Consider the following 19,103-nt stretch of genomic DNA (forward strand, 5'->3'; position numbering starts at 1 on the left):
ATGAGCATGCTTGCCCACCGTTTGGCCCTGCGCAATCTCTTGCGCCACCGCCGCCGCAGCGGTTTCACCGCTGCCATCATCGTCATCACCATGGCCCTGCTGACCTGCTTCCAGGGCCTCTCCGACGGTGGCCACCAGGCCATGATCCAGGTCGGCGTGCGCATGGGCCTGGGTCATTTGATCCTGTCCCAGCAAGGCCATGCCCAGGACCCCAGCCTGGAGCGGCTGATCAGCGCCGGGCCGCAGGCCCTGGCTCTGGTGCGCGCCAGTGCCGGCCCGCTGGCCCAGAGCGCCGTGCCGCGCCTGCGCTTCTCGGCCATGGCTCAGGCCGGGGCGCAGCAGATCGCGGTCACCGCCTCCGGGGTGGACCCGGCGCTGGAGCTGCCGGTCTCCGGCATCGCCGATGCCCGCGCCATCGTGCAAGGCCAGCCCTTGCCCGCGGAAAGCGCCACGGAAGACGGCCGCTCTGCGTCCGGGCAAGCCGGCCTGCCGCCCTTGGTGCTGGGTGAGCGCCTGGCCAAAGCCCTGGACGTGCGCATCGGCGATCGTGTGACGCTGACGGTCAAGCCCCTGGGTGGCGGCGAATTTGCCCGCGCTGCGTTCCAGTTGCACGGCATCTTCCGCACCGGCATTCAGGAACTCGATGCCTTCTGGGTGGAGCTGCCCTTGCCGCAGGCGCAAACCCTGAGCCGCAGCGGCCAGGGCATCAGCCATCTGGCGCTCTACCTCCAGGATGAGCGCCAGCTTGCAGCCCTGCAAGAGCGACTTCAGCCGGTGCTGCAAGCGCGCGGCTGGGAGGCACAGACCTGGACCGAAGCGGCGCCGGAGCTGAACTCGGCCGTGGCCATGGATGCGGCCGGCATGGCCCTGCTGATGGTGATCGTAGTCGTGGTCGTGGTGGCGGGCATCCTCAACACCGTGATCATGTCCGTGCTCAAGCGGCACCGGGAATTCGGCGTGATGCTGGCCCTGGGCAGCAGCCCGGGCCTGATCGTGCGCGTGGTGCTGCTGGAATCCCTGTACCTGGCCGGCGCGAGCCTGGCCTTGGGCCTGATGCTCGGCCTGGCCGCCCATGCCCATTTCGCCACCGAGGGCTTGAACTTCCGCGAGGTCTTCGGCACCGGCCTGGAGGCCGGCGGCGTGCTCTTGCCCGAGCGATTTTACTCCCTGCTCAACCCCTTGAAGCTGGCCGGCGTGGCCGCCCTGATCCTGGTCCTGACCCTGCTGGTCAGCCTCATGCCGGCCGTCAAGTCCGGACGTCTCAAACCCATCGAAGCGATCCAACACCATGCCTGATTCCGCCATCTTCCAGGCCCAGGGCCTGCACAAGCGATTCCAGCAAGGCGATGTGCAGGTGCATGCCTTGCGCGGCATCGATCTGCGCATCGATGCCGGCGAGTTCGTCGTGATCGCCGGGCCCTCCGGCTCCGGCAAGTCAACCCTGCTCAATCTGCTGGGCCTGCTGGACTCACCCTCCGAAGGGCAGCTTCTGTTTGGCGGGCGCGATGTCTCGCGCCTGTCCTCGAGCGAGCTGTCCGTGCTGCGCCGGGATGCCCTGGGTTTTGTGTTCCAGGCTTACAACCTGATGCCGGTGCTGAGTGCGCTGGAGAACACCGAGATGGTGATGGAGTTCCAGGGCGTGCCCGCAGCCGAGCGCCGCCAGCGCAGCATGCAGTTGCTGCAGCAGCTGGGTCTGGCCGAGCAGATGCACCGTTATCCCGACCAGCTCAGCGGCGGCCAGCAACAGCGGGTGGCGGTGGCGCGCGCCATTGCCAGCCGGCCGCGGGTGGTGATCGCCGATGAACCCACGGCCAATCTCGACTCGGCCACCGCAACTGCGCTGATGGAGCTGATGCAGGGGCTGAACCGCGATCAGGGCGTGAGCTTTGTGTTCAGCTCCCATGACCCTCTGGTGATCCAGCGCGCACGGCGCGTGATCCTGCTGCGCGATGGCCAGCTGGTCTCCGACCAGGCCCAGGACGCGGTGGAGCCCGGGGGTCGCGCCGAAGGGCGCGAGCCGCCACGGCGCGCGGCCTCGCCCTCGCCCGCACTGGCCTGAGTGCGATGGTGATGTTCGTGTTGCTGCTCCTCCTGCTCCTGCTTGCGCCCGGGGCAAGTCGCGCCGCGCCCCCGACCGAGGCGGCCAGCCTGCCCCCGTTGGAGGTGTCGCAGGATCGCGAGATGGCCAGCGAGCGCGGCGCCTTGCTCTGGCTGCGCGCCATGCAGCTGCGTCCTGAACTCGGCGTCCTGCCCACAGAGCGGCAGCATCTGCTCAATGCCCAGCTGCGCCTGCATGCGCAAGGCGGCGCCGGCAGCGCCGCACAGCCGCGCTGGACCCTGCATCTCGATGCCGAGCACTGGCAGGCTGAGAAGCGTGAGGACTGGGCCTGGCTGCGCCCCTCGCCGGACGTGCGTGCACTGGGATCGCCGCGGGCCCGCCTGGGCGCTCGCCATGCCAGCCGCCTGCAGCTGGACTGGGCCTATCTCAGCGCACGTCAGGCCGGCTGGCAAGCCAGCCTGGGCCGGCAGCCGATCAGCCGCGGTCTGGGCCGCATCTGGTCGGTGCTGGATCTGCATGCGCCGTTTCAGCCTCTGGATCTGGAGCGACTCTACAAACCCGGCATCGATGCCCTGCTGTTCGAGCAGAGCTTGAGCGAAGGCTGGAGCAGCCAGAGCCTGATCAGCCTGCACCGAGAGCCCACGCCGGACGGCAGCAGTGCAGCGAAGCAGCGGGAATGGCATGTGCAGCAAGGCCTGGCCTGGAGCCGCAGCTCCGACCTGGGCCAGCTCTGGCTGGCGCGCCGCGGCGGCCGCACCGTGATCGGCCTCGGCGCCCAACGACTGGACTTGGCCGGCGGCGATTGGTACCTGGAACTGCTCGCCCACCGCGGCGGCGCGGCGAGCGCCCCGGGCTGGCAGCAGCGCGCCTTGCTGGGCAGCCAATACCGGCTGCGCCCGGGCTGGCTGCTGAACCTGGAGCTGCTGCGTCAGAGCGCGCCGCAGAGCCCCGGCCTGCCCGCCCTGGGCCGCGGCCGGCATTACCTCGCGGCCGCACTGAGCTGGGAGGCCCACCCCCTGCTGCAAGTCGACCTGATGGGCTTGCACCAACGCGAGGACGCCAGCGGCCAGCTGCTGCTGGGCCTGAAGTGGCAGGTGCGCGAAGCCATGGAGCTGCGCGCCCATTGGAGCCGGCCTTTGAGCGGCGCGGCCAGCAGCGAGTTCCGCCAGCTCGGCCAGGCTTTGCAGCTGAGCCTGCTGATGCACCACTGAACACAAGGATTGCGAATGAAACTGGCCACGCTGAAGAAGCTGATCTTTGAGAAAAACGTGCTGTCCTTTCTGCGCCTGGGCGGGGAAACCCAGAGCCTGTACCGCAGCGCCTTCGCCAGCGCTGCCGATGCCTCGGGCCTGCTGAGCCTGCTGCACGAGGCGCCACGCGACAGCCACAGCATCGCGCAAGCCCTGCGCGTGGGGCCGGAGCGCCATCACGCCCTGCTGGCCTGGCTGGACTGCGGCCTGGGCGTGGGCGAGCTGGCCCTGCGCGGCGGCCGCTACCACCTCAAGGGCAAGCTGTCGCGCCTGCTGGCACGGCCGCGCAATGATGTGACCGCCGCCATGTTCGCCGAAGTGACGCGTTATCACTTTGACGCCATTCTTGCTGCACCGACGCGGCTGCGCGAGGGTCGCGCCTACACCCTGGACGATCAGGACGGCGCCTTGATTGCCCGTTCCTCACGCATCCTGGAGCCCTTCGTCGAAGAAGCGATCGACTGGGCATTTGCCCAGGACCCGCAGCCGCCACAACGCGTGCTGGAGGTGGGCTGCGGCGCCGGGCACTACCTGAGCTACATGCTGCGGCAATGGCCGCAGATGCGCTTGAGCGCCATCGACATGCAGGCCGAGGTGGTGGCCAGCGCACGCGCCCACCTCAAGGCGCAAGGCCTGCTGGAGCGCGTGTCGCTGCAAGAGGCGCAGCTCTTCGAGCTGGCGCCGCCGCCGGCCGGGCAGGGCTTTGACCTGATCACCTTGCACAACAACTTCTACTACTTCAAGACGGACGAGCGCCGGGCCTTGCTGGACCATGTGGCCGGTCTGCTCGCCCCTGACGGCCGTCTGTTGATCACCAGCAGCTGCCAAGGTGGCAGCCCGGCGGTGGCCGCCCTGCACCTGTGGTGGACCTTGTCCGACATCGACGCCGGCCTCCCTCGGCGCGACCAGCTGCTGGGCCTGCTGCAAGAAGCCGGCTGGCGGGACGCCACGCACCGCCAGCTGCTGCCCGGCGAAAGCTACTACGGCTTTCTGGCCCGCCGCCCCGCCCAAGCGCAATGACGAGGAGACCCCGATGAAACTGGACAGCCCGCTCGATCTGAGCCCCCGCCACGGCGACGGCAGCCCTCACGCCAACCGCCACCCCGACAAGCGCTGGGCTTGGCGCTTCTCCGCCTGCCACCACCTCAACGCCCAGCGACTGGGCGGAAAAGGCGCCCAACTGGCCCGGCTGCATGCCCTGGGTCTGCCCGTGCCCGACGGGCTGTGCATTCCCATCGAAGCCATGGACGAGTACGCCCAGCACAACGGTCTGGATCTGGACCGTGCCCTGGGCAGCGGCGATGCAGCGGTCTGGGCCGAGATGGCGGACAAGCTGCGCCAGGGCGAGTTTCCGAGCCACGCGATCAGCGAACTGGCCCTGGCTTACGAAGGCCTGGGCGCCGTTGCCGTGGCCGTGCGCTCATCGGCCTGTGATGAAGACGGCCACAGCCTGTCCTTCGCGGGCCAGCACAGCAGCTATCTGCAGGTGCAAGGAGTGCCCGAACTCCTGCAACGCCTGCGCTGCTGCTGGGCGTCCTTGTTCAATGCCGCGGCGCTGAGCTACCGGCGCCAACATGCGCAGGCGCTGGCCGGCGCGCGCATGGGGGTGGTGATTCAACGCATGGTGCCGGCCACGGCCAGCAGCTGCGCCGGCGTGGGCTTTGCACGCGATCCGCTGGCACCCGAGCTGAAACAGATGCGCATCGAAGCCTGCCGCGGACTGGGTGAGGGTCTGGTCTCCGGGCGGGTGCCCAGCGATGGCTATACCCTGGCGCTCGACGATCTGCGAACTCTGGGCGAGGACCTGGCTCACAAGCACAGCGCCTTGCTCTGGTCGCCCGAACATGCGCAGCTGCAGGTGCACAGCCTGCCCCAGGATCTGGCCACCGCAGCGGCGCTGGATGAGCCGGCGCGCAAGGAAGTCGGCGCCTTGCTGCTGCGCTGCTCGCGCCTGCTCGGCCAGCCGCAGGACATCGAGTGGGCGCGCGATGAGCAGGGCCAGCTCTGGCTGCTGCAAAGCCGTGCGATCACGACCTTGCAGACACTCGCACCGGACGAGGGGCCACAGCAAGGGCAGGCCGATGCGGCGCTGACCGACACCGTGCTCTGGTCACGCATGGACATCGGCGAGATCTTCACGGGTCGCATGACCCCACTGGGCATCAGCTTCGCCAAGCACTACCAGTACCAGGTGCACCGCGCCTGCGGTGCCGGCATCGGCTTGCTGGATCTCGGCGACCCCGATCACTACATGGGCTACTACCGCGGCCATGTCTACCTCAATGTGGCCTACACCGCCTACCTGCTGTCGCAAACGCCGCCGGGAATGGACCAGGCGCCCTTCCTGCACCGCTTCAGCAGCGAGGAAGTGGTGCTGGACGGCTACCGCAACCCCTACGGCCAGCGCCTGGGCGCGAGCGCGTGGCGCCGCCTGCAGAGCACGGGCTACTGGCTGTACAAAACCGCGCGCGAGCTGCTGGGCGCCCAGCGACGTGCGCGCCGGATGGTGGCCAGCCGCCACCGCGAGTACGCACGCGCACAGCAGATGGACCTGAGCCGGCTCAGTCGGGGCGAGCTGAACCAGGAGCTGCAACATGCCCTGGCCTATTTCAAGTCCATGCACATGGGCTACCTGCCCTTCTACATCAATGCCTTCACCCTTTACGGCGCATTGGAGGAAATGTGCACCAGCTGGCTGCCCGGGCGCGGCCTGCATCTGCAGAACCGGCTCAAGGGCGATATGTCCAATCTGCGCACCGTGGAATCGGCGCGCGAGCTGTGGCAGCTGACCCAGGCCCTGCAGGCCTACCCGGAACTGCCCGCGCTCCTGGATCGCACACCGGCCGAGCTGGCCCTGAGCACCCTGGCCGAGCATGCCCAAGGCCAGGCATTCCTGCGCGCGGAGTACGCCGCCTTCATGCGCGAGAACGGCGTGCGAGGCCACGAAGAAATGGAGCTGACGCACCCGCGCTGGGTCGACGACCCGAGCTATGTCTTCCAGATGATCAAGATCTATATGCGCCAGGGCTTCAGCGTGGATGAGCGCCTGGCCAACAACGATCAACACCGCTCGGTCGACACCGAGGCCTTGCTGGCCGAACTCTCGCCCGGCCGCCGCTGGCTGCTGCGCCGTGTCAGCACCCTGTACTGCGCCTGCAGCCGCCTGCGCGAAGAGACCCGCATGAGCATGATCACCTCGATCTGGCTGGTCCGCCGGGTGCTGGTGGAGCTGTGCCGCCGCCTGCTGGAGCAAGGCCAGTTGCGAGATATGAGCGACATGGCCTGGATGGAGTTCGCCGACATCCAGGCCTATCTCGAGGGGCGCCTGAGCGCCGAGCAAGCCTTTCCCCCTGCCGTGCTGGAGGCGCGCCGGCGTCGCCAACAAGCCTGGCTGCGTGACGGCGAACCTCCACTGACCTTTGTGGGCCCCCCGCCAGTGCGCCCGGCCACCGTGGCCACCGTGCGCGGCGACCTGACCGGCCTGGGCACCTCGCGCGGCGTGTTGCGAGCACGCGCCCGTGTGATCCTGGACCTGAACCGCCAGGCGCCCGAGCTGCAAAGCGGCGAGGTCATCGTCACCCATTTCACCGACGCCTCCTGGACGCCGCTGTTTGCCCTGGCCGGTGCGGTGGTCACGGATGTAGGCTCCATGCTCTCGCACAGCTCCATCGTGGCGAGAGAATTCGGTATCCCATCGGTGGTGAACACGCAGTTCGCCACCTCCAGCATCCGCAGCGGTGACTGGCTGACCGTCGATGGCGAACGCGGCCTGGTGGCCATTGAACGCCAGCACACCCTCGCAGAGGAGACCCCACCATGCCCGTTCTGATCGACCGCATTCGCCTGAGGTCCATCGACCACCGCGCCGCCTTCATCCAATGGGTGCAGGAGGTGGACTATGCCGCCTGCCAGGATCTCCCCAGCGTGCAACGCTTTCGGGTGTTTGCCTGCCCCGGCGGTGACGGCCTGGATTTCTTCGAGATCGTGGAGATCAGCAGCCTCGATGCGTTTGCGGCCGACACCTCCAGCCCCCTGTTCCAGAGCCTGGTCGCGCGCTTCGTGGAACTGGCCGAGCTGGGCGAACAGTTCTCGGGCGATTTGCTGGAGCCGGGATTTGAACGCCTTGAACGCCTGGCCTGAATCGCCGACATGGCTGGCAGCAGCAAGCGAGCCGCAGCGGGACACGCCGACGAGCTGCGAGCTGCTGCTGCATGCGCTGCCCGAGCCGCCCGATGCTGCATGGCTGGCCGCCCGACTGCATCCGCAGGAGCTGCAACGCTGGCGCGGCATGGCCTGGCCCAAGCGTCGGCGCGAATGGCTGGCAGGCCGCTTGTGTGCCAAATCCGCCCTGCGCCCCTGGTTGAGCGCCTCGGAGGCGGCACCAGACCGCCTGCTGATTGGCTGCGATGCGCTGTCGCGCCCTTGTCTGCCTGGCAGCCCGCTGCACCTGAGCATCAGCCACAGCCGCCGCCGGGCCATGGCCGCAGCCGACTCCGCGCCGCTGGGACTGGACACCGAACTGCACGAGGCCGTGCGCGCCCAGTCTCTGGAGATGCTCATCTCCGCGGACGAAAGCGCGCTCACGGCACAGCAGCTGGGCCTGAGCATCCACGAAGCCCGCACCGTGGTGTGGTGTCTCAAGGAAGCACGATTCAAATGCCAGGGCCAGGGCAGCTTTGTGAGCCTGGCCCAGGGCTGGCGGCTGGAGGGCTGGAGCAGCGACGCCCAACCGCGCTGGCGCCGCCAGTCGGCCTGGCCGCCGGCCCCGGCCGGGCGTCACTGGCACGTCCGATTGCACATCAACGAACACGAAGCCTGCGCCCTGGTCCACACCCGGCCTGGTGCAGCGCCGTTTGAGGAGAGCCGCCATGCATGCTGAGAGCCTGAAGCTGGCAGCGCAGTGGGAGCAAGAACTGGGCGATCCGCGGCAGAGCGATGCGCTGCTGTGCTTTGCCGACACCTTGCGTGAGGATGAGGCCGAAGTCTTCCCCCAACACAGCCTGGAACAGCTGCGGCGCCTGGGTCTGTTCGATCAACTGGTGCCAAGCCGCCTGGGCGGTCAGCTCCAGGAACCCGAGCGCATTCTGACCTTGTCTCGCATCCTTTCGCGCCGCGACCTGAGCACCGTGATCGCCTTCGGCCAGACCTTGCTCGGTTCCTTGCCAATCTGGCTGGCGGGCAGCCCCGCCCAGCAAGCGGCCCATGCACGCAGCCTCAGGGCCGGTGGGCTGGCTTGCCTGGCCCTGACCGAGCGAGCCCATGGCAGCGACATCCTCTCGACCGAGTTCCGCGTCGAAGCCGAGGCGGACGGGCAGCACCTGCGCATCCAGGGCGAAAAATGGCTGATCAACAACGGCAGCCGCGGCGCTTCAGCCACGGTGCTGGCCTGCCAGCACCACGCGGACGGTCGCAAGGAACTTGTGCTGCTGCGCCTGAGCCGCCCCGAGCCTGATGCCGACCCCAGCTGGCACAGCCTGCCCAAGAACGCCACGCATGGCATCCGTGGGGCCGACATCAGCGGCTTTGCATTGCAGGACCACCGTTGCCTGGCCGCCGATGTCAGCCTGCCGCGCCAGGAACCGGCCCTGAACCTGGTGCTCAAGACCTTGCAGATCTCGCGCATCCTGTGCGCAGGCTTTTCGCTGGGCGCCACCGACACCTTGCTGCGTCTCACCCTGGAGTTTGCGAGCCAGCGGCAGCTCTACGGCAAGACCGTCACGCAGATTCCCCCCGCCCGAGCCAAGCTGGCCCACAGCTACGCGCGCTTGCTGTGCAACGATCTGCTGGCCCAGGCCTGCACGCGAGCGATCGCTCGTCTACCCGCTGAATTGAGCGTTCTGTCGCCCATCTGCAAATACCAGCTTCCCGTCAGCTGCGAAGCGGTGGCCCGCGAACTGGCCCAGGTGCTGGGCGCCCGGCACTATCTGCGCAGCCAGGATGCGCTGGGCATGTTTCAAAAGATGGCGCGCGATCTGCAGGTGGTCAGCCTGTTTGACGGCAGCACGCAGGTCAATCTGGGCCTGCTCGCCGCCCAGCTGCGCCAATTGCAACCCACCCTGCTGCAATGCTGGCAAGAAGGCTCAAGCGCCCGCGAAGCGCTGCTTGAGGATGCGCGCGCCTTGTTGCGCAGCGAGGCCGCGGCCTGCGACTGGCCGGACAGCAAGGACCTGCGCCTGAGCAGCCAGGGCCAGGACCGTCTGATGCAGGCCTACCTGGTTTGGCGCCGCGAACCCGGTGCTTGTGAGGGCGCGGTCTCCGAGGAAGGCACCGTGGCGTCCGCCTTGCACGCCCTCGACCAGCGGCTGCAGCAATGCCTGAGCGAGATCGAACAGCATTTCTGGGTGCAGCGCCTGCCCGTGGACAGCTGCGCAGCGCAGCAACTGGCCGTGGACTACGCCCGTCTCTGGTCCGCTTGTGCGCTGGCCCTGGCCTGGTCATTCGCTCAGGAGTCCTCATCCACCGTGGCTGCACCACGGCTGGACAGCGATCTGCTGCTCGAAGGCTTGCGCCAGACCTTGCCCGACTTGCGCATCCCAGCCTGCGAAGCCCGCGATCAACGCCTGCTCGAAGCTGCCTTGTCTTGCGTGAAACAGCGCCGCCTGTTCTCGCTCTCGCCGCTGCCGGCTGCCTGGTAATGCCTGGGCCCGGAAGCAATCTCCACCTCTCGTAGCCTCCCTCAACAAAGGAAACTGTCGATGCGAATTCAACACACCCTGGTCGCCCTGGCCGCCCTTCTCTCCCTGCCCAGCGCCCAGGCCGGCTGGGATCCGGTGGTCACCGGTGGCCAGTACATCGTCACCGTGGAATATGGCGGTGGCAGCGTCAGCGTCAGCGAAGGCCGCAACCAGTACGGCCCCCTGGCCCGAACCGCCGGTGAGCTGCGCGCGATACCGTTTCAGATGGAAAACGGTCTCAACAGCTTCATGCGCAGCTATGCCAGCAGCAATGGCGTGAACTTCCAACGTGGCGCGCTCAGCGGCGATCTGCGTCTGCAGATCAGCCCGCAAGGCAATGGCCTGATGCGCACCACCCTCAGCGGTGTGAGCTACAACGCATGGACCCAGTTCTCGGGCAAGAAGTGGGGCATCATCCGCTTCAACTGCGTCAGCCACCTGTCCCTGGCGAACATCTCGGTGGGCGCGAGCTACAACGTCAGCAATGGGCAGGTGCCCAGCAGCAGCATCATGCTCGATGGTCAGCCGAACTCATCCACCGACTGCGATTCCAACCTCAGCTGGATCCTGCCGGTGGTCGGCAACTTCATCATCCGCAAGGTCGAAGGTCAGATCGACCAGGCCGTGCTGCAGGGCCTGCAAGGCACGCTGGGGCAAGGCAACCAAGCTCTGTTCTACGGGCGTGACAATCTGCAGCTCACCGGCCTGACACGCCTGATCTCGGCCGATCGCCAGGTCACCTTGCCAAACGGTCAGCAGTTCCCCATCGGCCAGTATGTACACAACAACCTGGCATATCTGCTGGGCAATGCACAGGTCACCGTGCAGCTGGGCAAGGGGGCCATCGTGCCCGACACCCATTGGGGCGGCGGCGAACCGGGCTACTACCAGGTCCAAGGCGATCACCTGAATCTGCAGATCTCCGTGCCCGGCCTGAGCTTCAGCGTGCGCCTGCACGAGCAGGTTCAGTTGGAATGGAACTGGAACGGCCGTTGCGGTCCCAACTCGGACATGACCTGCCACATTCCCTGAGCGTCTTCAGCTCAGTTCAGCAAACCCAGCAAGGCCGCCTGCACCACCGCAGCGGTCTTGTTGCTGGCGCGCAGCTTGGCCATCGAGTTCTTGATGTGGAAGTTCACCGTGTTCTCGGACACGGTCAGGATGGTGGCGATCTCTCCCGAGGTCTTGCCATCCGCGCTCCACTTGAGCACTTCCAGCTCTCGTATGCTCAAGGCCGCTTCGCGCCCGGGAGCATGGCGACGCTTCAAAAGCCGAGACAGGCTTTGATGCGCGACGCAGACCAACCAGCGCAGCTTGACTTCCTCCTGGTCCAGCCAGCGCTGTGACAGCGGCTCTTCGCTGCGCGCCAGAGTCAGCATGCCACCCACGCCGAAGGCATCGAGGCTGGACTGGGCCCAGCCATGACGCAAGCCATGGTCCTGGGCATCACGCCAGAGTTTCAGGGCGTTCACGAACACCGCGTCAGCCCAGACCAGAGGCTGCAGGCTTTGCCGACAATGCAGCACGGTCGGATCGATCTTGAGGTAGTTCTCCTGAGCATAGTGCTGTTGCCAACGGGCCGGATAGTTGTTCAGCATCACCGTCTTGGGATTGCTGAAGGAACGGGGGATGCGCATGCCATAGGCGCAATAGTCGAAGCCCAGGTCACGCGCAGCACCACCCAGCCGTTGCAGCATCATGTGCTCGCAATCGGCGTCATGCGCCACACGCAACAGTTCCTCCTGCCAAACTTTCATCGCTCCCCCAAAGCTGCTTCAGACACCCAAAAAATGGCTGCCCCAGCATACCTGGGGGTCTGAGCCCATCGCCATGTAAACCCTTACAGTTGCCCTGCCCCTTTCGCAAGCAGACGTAACGGCTGGGTCCAGCGCGCACCCGACGAAACGGCGGTCCATGATCCGGACGACCTCTGCGTGCAAGACAGTCGCATGAAGGCACGCTCGGAACGGGCTCCTTGAGCGCGAGGCTTCCCCCTAGAACGGCAGCTCGGCCTGCCGACCGGGACGATCGGCGGTGGCTCTAGCCTCCAGGCGCAGAAGCGCCAGCTTGGTATGCAAGCCCCCATGGGCCGAAAAACCGCCGGCCGCACTGCCACTGGCCAGGACGCGGTGGCAGGGCACGATGGGCGCAAAAGGGTTGTGGCCCTCGGCCTGCCCCACGGCGCGCGCGGCACCGGGCTGGCCCAGCTGCGCAGCCAGCTCGCCGTAGCTCAAGGTCTGGCCCAGCGGGATCAGGCGCGTCTGCGCGAGCACCTGGCGCTGGAACTCGGGCAGCGCGCTGTCGTCCAGCACGATGGCCAACAACTCCTGATCGTCGTTCAGCTGCCCCGACAGCAGGCGCTGTACGGCCCGCACGGCCGCGGCGATCGGGGGCGGCAATTGATCGGTCTCACGCCCGGCAGGAAAACGCTGGCGCAGACGGTCGCGACTCAGGCTGGGCGTGGCTTCGGGCAGCTGGCTGCCACAAACCCCGTGCTCATTCCAGGCAATGCCGCAACGGCCCAGGGCGGTGTCGAAGCCATGCAGCCAGATCATCGAGGCTTCAGGCCGCGGTGGCGCTGACACCGGCCTCGGCCGCCAGCTTCTCGGCCGCCTTCTCAGCGACATGAGCCGCCACGCCGATGCGCGCCTGCGTGGCGATCTCAGCCACGGCGCGGGGCGCCAGGGATTTGTACTGATGGTCGGACCAAATCTGGCGCCAGCGGCGCGAACCGGCCTGGCCGTTCCACAAGCCCAGGGCGTGGCGCATGGCCTGGGGCCAGCTGGCATAGGGGGCCGACGCGACATGGCGCTCCAGATAGAGCAGCCAGTCGGCCTCGACCTGCTCGCGCGACAAGGCCGGGTTGGGCGTGCCGAAGAAGCGGCGGTCCCAGTCCACCATCTGCCAGGGTTCGTGGTAGGCCTGGCGGCCCACCATCACGCCGTCCACATGCTGGAGCTGCTCGGCAATCTCCTCATCGGTCTTGATGCCACCGTTGAGCACGAGGGTCAGCGCAGGGAAGTCGCGCTTGAGCTGGTGCACCAGTTCGTAGCGCAGCGGCGGGATCTCGCGGTTCTCTTTCGGCGACAGGCCTTGCAGCCAGGCGTTGCGGGCATGGACGATGAAGACCTCGCAGCCGGCCTCGGCGATCTGGCCGACGAAATCACGCACAAAGTCGTAACTCTCAATTCTGTCGATGCCAATGCGGTGCTTGACCGTCACCGGGATGCTCACCGCATCGCGCATGGCCTTGACGCCATCGGCCACCAGGGCCGGCTCGGCCATCAGGCAGGCGCCAAAAGCGCCGCGCTGCACCCGCTCGCTGGGGCAGCCGCAGTTGAGGTTGACTTCGTCATAACCCCATTGCTCGGCCAGCTTGGCGCAGGCGGCCAGATCGGCCGGCTCCGAGCCACCGAGCTGCAAAGCAACCGGATGCTCTTCGGGGTTGAAGTCGAGATGCCGCGCTTGATCGCCGTGAAGCAGGGCGCCGGTCGTCACCATCTCGGTGTAGAGCCGGGTCTGGCGGGTCAGCAGGCGATGGAAGGTCCGGCAATGCCGGTCCGTCCAATCGAGCATGGGGGCGACCGAGAGCCGCCAGGGGCTGATCGCGGATGAGTCGGTCGAGGCCGGGAAAGCGGCGGGAGCAAAAGTGGGCGCGGTATTCACCGACCGATTATCCCAAAGCCCGCCTCCCCGGCGCCGAGCACCCTCGCCTTCAGGGTGTGAAACTCACGTTCAGGCTCAAGCCCGAGTAGGCGGCGTAGGCGTACAGGCCGATGTAAACCCAACCAGCCACCGGGCTGGCGATGCTGCAGGTCTCGGTGTTGGTCGAGCCATTCTTGCGGCAGCTGTAGCTGCTCAGGCTGGGTTGGCTGCCGTTCTGGGTGTAGAGATCCATATCGCCGCTGCCGCCACTGCCCTTGACGACCAGATTGCGCGCACCGCTGGGGATGGCAAGCTTGTAGTAACGCCAACTGCCTCTGGCGCCGCTGAGGCCGCTGACCGTCTGGCCGTTGCTGAGCACTGGCACGTTGTCGGCGCTGAGCACCAGGGGCTTGCTCAAGCTGTTGCTCTTGCCCTCGTTGTCGGTCACCGTCAGGCTGACCGTGTAGCTGCCGGCCGTCGCGTAGGCATGGCTGGGGTTGGCGGCGCTGCTGGTGGCACCGTCGCCGAAGTTCCAGCTGCGCGAGGCGATGCTGCCATCGGCGTCGCTGCTGCGGTCGGTGAAGCTGACGTTGAGGCCGTTGATGCTGGTGTCAAAGGCAGCCACCGGCGCCGTGCCGCCGCTGCCATCGCTGATGTTCAGGAACACCGCGCTGAGAGCGCCCCAGTTGCCCGCCGCGTCGCGGCCGCGCACATAGACCAGGTGCTTGCCGGGCGCCAGGCCGGTGGTGTCGAGGCTGGCGCGCACGGCTTCGCTGCTGCTGTTGAAGCTGCCGTCGCTGGCCTGAAGCGCACGCGGCGTGGCACCGGCCACCCAAGGCGGGGTGTCGATGTAAGCCTCGGCAGCGGACACGGCCTGGGTCGGCTCGGCACCATTGCTGTTGTTGTAGCGGCTGTCGTCCACGGTGGCGCTGAGGGCCACCTGGGTGCCCGTCGGCACGCCGCTGCTGCTGGCGTTGCCGGCCAGAGCGAGGCTCAGCACATCAGGCCCGGCCGGGGTTTGATAGGGCGTGCGCACCACCTTGGCGGCATAGATCAGGGCCGGCAGATTGCCGGGCAGCACGGTGCTGTTGTAGTAGCTGCATTGCTCGAAGAAGGCCGTGCCCAGCTCGAAGGTGAAGGCCGCCACACCGAGCTCACCGTAGCTCGGGCCATCGCTGGTGCCATCGGTCTCGTACAGGCTCAGCGAGCGCTGCGGCGTGTGGTTGTTCCAGTAGGCGAACTTGCGCCCCAAGGTGGCCAGTTGCTTGTCGTTGCCGGCCACCACCCCATTGGTGCCCCAGGGCCAGAGCAAGAGGCGACCGTGGCTGTGGATGTCCAGATGGATGCCCGAGGTGTCCAGCGGTGCGGCATCGGCGCGGTTGGGGCCACGGCGATCGGGCCAGAGGCTGCGGATGTAGGCCTCCACGGCCTGGGTCTCAGGCTCGGAGGCCGCGCTGGGACCGCGGTAGGTTTCGTTGCAGGCGCTGCCGCTGGAGCCTGCGCCATTGGTGCTGTTCCACTGGAATGTGAAGTTGCGGTTCAGGTCAGCACCGCGGCTGTTGCTGGTGGCGCCGCAGTAGGCGGTGTTGGTGTTCTTGCGCCAGAGCAGGCCGCTTTCCGCCTTCTTGCGGCCATCGGGGTTGGTGGCCAGCAAGAGGTGGATCTCGTGGTGATCGAGGATCCAGGTCGCGTCGGCATCGACGCCGTAGCCATTGACCAGACGCTTGGCGAACTCCAGCACCAAGGGGGTGGTCGTGTACTCGCGGGCATGGATGCCGGCATTGACGAAGAGGCGCGGCTTGTTGGTCGGGCCGGCGCTGTTGCCGAGCTTGAGCACGCGCAGATCGTAGCCGCCGCTGGCGCGGGTCTTTTGCCAGCTGTCGCCGATGTCCACCCAGCGTGCCAGCTGAGGCTTGGCCGCGATCAAGGCGTCACCCTCGGCAAACACCTCTTCCACCGTGGGATAGCAGCTGTAGCTGGGAATGCCGGCGAAACTGGGCACCAGCTCCTTGCCAAGGCTGCGGCGCCGCTCGGCCAGCTCGGCGCTTTCACGCGCGGCCTGGGCCTGCTGTTCGGGCAGCCATTGTTCATCGACCTGAAGGCGGAAACCCAGGGCGCGCAGTTCACGCGCCTCGTTCGCATCGGCCAGCACGACCAAGTAGCCCAGCTCGTACTTGGATTCCAGGGTGTCGAAGCGGCTGTGGGCAATGCCCTGGGCCAGGCGCAGATCCTTGAAGTAGGCCCGATAGACCGTGCGAAGGTTCTCGGCTGCAGACGCTTTGGCCGACGCCGGACTGGCGGGTGCATCATGCGCCTGCACCATGAACGACGGCGAGAGCAGAAGGCCGCTGAACAGCGAGGTCAGCAGCCAGACCGAGGGGCGAATTGCAGGCATCGAGCTTCTCCTTCGCGAACTGCCCATCCATGGGCCATGGATGGGCAGTGTGCGCAGCCGGCTGGGCCAACGCGCAAGGAGAAACCCTCAAATCGGGCCGAGGCTGTAAGGCCTTACAGGTTCAAGCGTTGGCGGCTTGCGAGGCTCAGAACAAGCCGCTGATGCGCCCCTGAGCATCGACATCGATGCGCTCGGCCGAGGGCACTTTGGGCAGACCTGGCATGGTCATGATGTCGCCGCAGATGGCTACCACGAACTCGGCGCCTGCCGCCAGGCGCACTTCGCGCACGCGCAGCACATGACCCTCCGGCGCACCGCGCAAGCTGGCGTCGCTGCTGAAGGAATACTGGGTCTTGGCGATGCAGACCGGCAGCTGGCCCCAACCGGCGTTCTGCCAGTCCTGCAGCTGGGCGGCGGCCTTGGGCTCGAACACCACCTCGCCGGCCCGGTAGACCTTGCTGGCGATGGCGCGGATCTTGTCGGCCAGCGGCAGCGCATCCTCGTAGATGCTGGCGGCGCGCGCCCCAGCCTGCTCGCACTGGGCCACCACGGCACGGGCCAGCTCGGCCGCACCGGCGCCGCCCTCGGCCCAGTGGGTGGCCAGCACGCAGCGCACACTTCGGGCCTGGCAATAGGCCTCGATCAGGGCGATCTCCTCGGCCGTGTCGGCGTCAAAGTGGTTGATGGAGACGATGGCCGGCAGGCCGTAATGCTGCTGCACGTTTTCGATGTGGCGGCCGAGGTTGGCCAAACCAACTTCCAGCGCCTGCAGGGTGTCACTGCCCGGCTTCTTCGCATCGGCGCCGCCGTGGTACTTGAGCGCCCGCACGGTGGCCACGATGACGGCGCAGCTGGGCTGCAGGCCGGCCTTGCGGCACTTGATGTCCATGAACTTCTCGGCGCCGAGGTCGGCGCCAAATCCGGCCTCGGTGACCACATAGTCCGCCAGCTTCAGCGCCGTTTGCGTCGCGATCACCGAGTTGCAGCCATGGGCGATATTGGCAAAGGGGCCGCCATGCACAAATGCTAGATTGCCCTCCAGGGTCTGCACCAAATTCGGCGCCAACGCGTCCTTGAGCAAGGCGGCCATGGCGCCATCGGCCTTGAGTTCGCGCGCGGTGACCGGGCGCTTGTCGGCCGTGCTGCCGATGACGATATTGCCCAGGCGGCGCTTCAGATCCTCCAGCGAGGTGGCCAGGCACAAGATGGCCATGACCTCGGAAGCCACCACGATGTCAAAGCCATCCTGACGCGGATAGCCATTGCCCGGGCCGCCCAAGGCCACGGTGATGTCGCGCAGGGCGCGGTCGTTCATGTCCACCACACGGCGCCAGCTGATGCGGCGCACATCGATGCCGAGCGCATTGCCATGGTGGATGTGGTTGTCGATCAAGGCGGCCAGCAGGTTGTTGGCCAGGGCGATCGCGTGGAAGTCGCCGGTGAAGTGGAGGTTGATGTCCTCCATGGGCACGATCTGTGCGCGGCCACCTCCGGCCGCGCCGCCCTTCATGCCGAAGCAGGGGCCCAGCGAGGGCTCGCGCAGGCAGATCATGGCCTTCTTGCCGATGTGATTGAGGCCATCGCCCAGGCCCACCGTGGTGGTGGTCTTGCCCTCGCCTGGCGGTGTGGGCGAGATCGCGGTCACCAGGATCAGATGGCCATTCTTGCGGCTGGCCAGGGCGGGCAGATGCTCCAGGCCCAGCTTGGCCTTGTAGTGGCCGTAAGGGCTGAGCGCCTCTTCTGGCAGGTCCAGCGTGCGCTGGGCCAGGGGCAGGATTTTCTGCAGGGTGGCGGCTTGGGCGATCTCGATGTCGGTGGGCATCTGCGGGCTCTTCGGTTGTGGCTGGCTCGGGTGACGCGCCAGCGCAGGGGCCAATGAAAAACGGCAAGGTCCGGTGGGACCTTGCCGCGCAGATTATGGCCTTGCCCCAAGCAGGGATCGTCTGTGCCTCGCCCTCAGTTCAGACCGGCCAAGGGGTGCTGATCCGCCGCCCAGACCGGGGCAAAAAACGCCTGGACCTCAGCGGTCGTGACTTCTTCGCTGCGCGCATGGCGCCAGCGCGGCGCGTGGTCCTTGTCCACGGCCAGGGCACGGATGCCTTCCACGGTTTCGCTCTCGGCCGCCGGCCTCAGGTGGAAGCAATGGTGCACCATCTCGCGCTCCATGCGCAGCTCCGCACCCAGACCCATGCCACGCGCGCGGCGCAGCTGTTCCAGCGTGACGGCCAGCATCAGCGGCGAGCGTTTACGCAAGATGGCGGCCGTGTGTGCGGCCCATTCGTCATCGCGCTCCGCCTCCAGCGAGGCCAGGATGGACGGCACATCGGGTAAGGCGAAATGGCGGTCGATGCGGGCGCGCTGCTTCAGATGATCGGCCGCCGGTGCCAGATCCACCTTGTCCATGACGGTCGCCACCACATGCTCGGCGCTGCTTTGCTGGCCGTGGCGGAAGGCCTCGATCAAGGCCGGGAAGGCGCTGCTCTGAACAAACACATCGCCCAGGCCCAGCTCGATGGCATCGCCCGCAGCGATGCCATGGCCGGTCAGGGCCAGCCATTCGCCGACATGGCCGGGGCATTGGCTGAGAAAGTAGCCGCCGCCCACATCCGGGAACAGGCCGATATTGGTCTCGGGCATGGCCAGGCGCGAATGCTCGTTCAGCACGCGCAGCTTGGCGCCCTGGCTCAAGCCCATGCCGCCGCCCATGACCACGCCATCCATCAAGGCGATGTAGGGCTTTTTGTAGTGGTGGATCAGGTGGTTGAGCGCGTATTCCTCGGTGAAGAACGCAGCCAGTGCCGCGTCGCCGGCATGGGCCGCCTGGTGGAAGAAGCGGATGTCACCGCCGGCGCAAAAAGCAGCCGGCTTGCCCTCGCGCGCCGCGCCCAGGATCACCACCGCCTCGATCTCGGGCGATGTCGCCCAGGTCTGCAGCAGCAAGGTCAGATCGCGGATCATGGCCAGGGACAGGGCATTGAGTGCTTGCGCCCGATTCAGGGTGATCAGGCCCAGGCAGCCATTGACCTCGGCCAGAACCTGGCCGGCGGATTGCAGTTCGGGTAGCAAGGGCGGCTTCATGC

The 19,103-nt window shown here is 67.0% G+C and carries 15 protein-coding genes; 9 read left to right on the forward strand and 6 right to left on the reverse strand.

What is annotated here, in order from left to right:
* Nucleotides 1-6 precede the first annotated feature (6 nt).
* The 9 genes from OOB33_RS16995 to OOB33_RS17035 are packed head-to-tail and all read left to right on the forward strand — an operon-like array spanning nt 7 to nt 11,015.
* Nucleotides 7-1,296 (forward strand): ABC transporter permease, encoded by a 1,290-nt coding sequence (locus tag OOB33_RS16995; protein WP_102769463.1) that lies wholly within the window; start codon nt 7-9, stop codon nt 1,294-1,296.
* Nucleotides 1,289-2,059: an ABC transporter ATP-binding protein gene (locus OOB33_RS17000; protein WP_102766777.1), complete on the forward strand. Its 771-nt coding sequence runs from the start codon at nt 1,289-1,291 to the stop codon at nt 2,057-2,059. The genes OOB33_RS16995 and OOB33_RS17000 overlap by 8 nt, the downstream gene beginning before the upstream one ends.
* A 17-nt stretch (nt 2,060-2,076) precedes the next feature.
* A complete protein-coding gene (locus tag OOB33_RS17005) occupies nt 2,077-3,270 on the forward strand; it encodes a hypothetical protein (RefSeq protein WP_133155103.1) in 1,194 nt (397 codons plus the stop codon).
* Nucleotides 3,271-3,285: 15 nt separating this feature from the next.
* Nucleotides 3,286-4,329 (forward strand): class I SAM-dependent methyltransferase, encoded by a 1,044-nt coding sequence (locus OOB33_RS17010; protein WP_102766779.1) that lies wholly within the window; start codon nt 3,286-3,288, stop codon nt 4,327-4,329.
* Nucleotides 4,330-4,342: 13 nt separating this feature from the next.
* The gene (locus tag OOB33_RS17015; protein WP_102766780.1) at nt 4,343-7,138 is read left to right on the forward strand and encodes a PEP/pyruvate-binding domain-containing protein; all 2,796 of its coding nucleotides are present in this window, start codon (nt 4,343-4,345) and stop codon (nt 7,136-7,138) included.
* Nucleotides 7,126-7,449, forward strand: coding sequence for a hypothetical protein (locus tag OOB33_RS17020; RefSeq protein WP_271009541.1), 324 nt, complete (start codon nt 7,126-7,128; stop codon nt 7,447-7,449). The genes OOB33_RS17015 and OOB33_RS17020 overlap by 13 nt, the downstream gene beginning before the upstream one ends.
* Entirely contained in the window at nt 7,433-8,188 is a 756-nt protein-coding gene (locus OOB33_RS17025; protein WP_271009542.1) for a 4'-phosphopantetheinyl transferase family protein, read from the forward strand. The genes OOB33_RS17020 and OOB33_RS17025 overlap by 17 nt, the downstream gene beginning before the upstream one ends.
* The gene (locus OOB33_RS17030; protein WP_271009543.1) at nt 8,178-9,944 is read left to right on the forward strand and encodes an acyl-CoA dehydrogenase family protein; all 1,767 of its coding nucleotides are present in this window, start codon (nt 8,178-8,180) and stop codon (nt 9,942-9,944) included. Before OOB33_RS17025 ends, OOB33_RS17030 begins: the two co-directional genes overlap by 11 nt.
* Before the next feature lie 60 nt (nt 9,945-10,004).
* Nucleotides 10,005-11,015: a hypothetical protein gene (locus OOB33_RS17035; RefSeq protein WP_271009544.1), complete on the forward strand. Its 1,011-nt coding sequence runs from the start codon at nt 10,005-10,007 to the stop codon at nt 11,013-11,015.
* Between the two features lie 11 nt (nt 11,016-11,026).
* Here OOB33_RS17035 and OOB33_RS17040 read toward each other — a convergent pair whose 3' ends face one another.
* The 6 genes from OOB33_RS17040 to OOB33_RS17065 all read right to left on the reverse strand — a co-directional run bounded on the left by OOB33_RS17040 (nt 11,027) and on the right by OOB33_RS17065 (nt 19,101).
* Nucleotides 11,027-11,740 carry an autoinducer binding domain-containing protein gene (locus OOB33_RS17040; RefSeq protein WP_271009545.1) on the reverse strand — a complete coding sequence of 238 codons (714 nt, stop codon included), beginning with the start codon at nt 11,738-11,740 and terminating at the stop codon, nt 11,027-11,029.
* Nucleotides 11,741-11,977: 237 nt separating this feature from the next.
* Nucleotides 11,978-12,538, reverse strand: coding sequence for a methylated-DNA--[protein]-cysteine S-methyltransferase (locus OOB33_RS17045; protein ID WP_271009546.1), 561 nt, complete (start codon nt 12,536-12,538; stop codon nt 11,978-11,980).
* Between the two features lie 7 nt (nt 12,539-12,545).
* Nucleotides 12,546-13,559, reverse strand: a complete 1,014-nt coding sequence (dusA, locus tag OOB33_RS17050) for a tRNA dihydrouridine(20/20a) synthase DusA (protein WP_442953048.1) — start codon at nt 13,557-13,559, stop codon at nt 12,546-12,548.
* 139 nt (nt 13,560-13,698) lie between these two features.
* Nucleotides 13,699-16,023, reverse strand: a complete 2,325-nt coding sequence (locus tag OOB33_RS17055; protein ID WP_271009547.1) for a M14 family zinc carboxypeptidase — start codon at nt 16,021-16,023, stop codon at nt 13,699-13,701.
* A 145-nt stretch (nt 16,024-16,168) separates the two neighbouring features.
* Nucleotides 16,169-17,845: a formate--tetrahydrofolate ligase gene (locus OOB33_RS17060; protein ID WP_271009548.1), complete on the reverse strand. Its 1,677-nt coding sequence runs from the start codon at nt 17,843-17,845 to the stop codon at nt 16,169-16,171.
* A 134-nt stretch (nt 17,846-17,979) separates the two neighbouring features.
* On the reverse strand, nt 17,980-19,101 hold the full coding sequence (locus OOB33_RS17065) for an enoyl-CoA hydratase/isomerase family protein (RefSeq protein WP_271009549.1): 1,122 nt from the start codon (nt 19,099-19,101) through the stop codon (nt 17,980-17,982).
* Between the last annotated feature and the right edge of the window lie 2 nt (nt 19,102-19,103).

It is taken from the genome of Paucibacter sp. B51 (genome assembly GCF_027863535.1).
Classification (GTDB): Bacteria; Pseudomonadota; Gammaproteobacteria; order Burkholderiales; family Burkholderiaceae_C; genus Paucibacter_A; species Paucibacter_A aquatilis.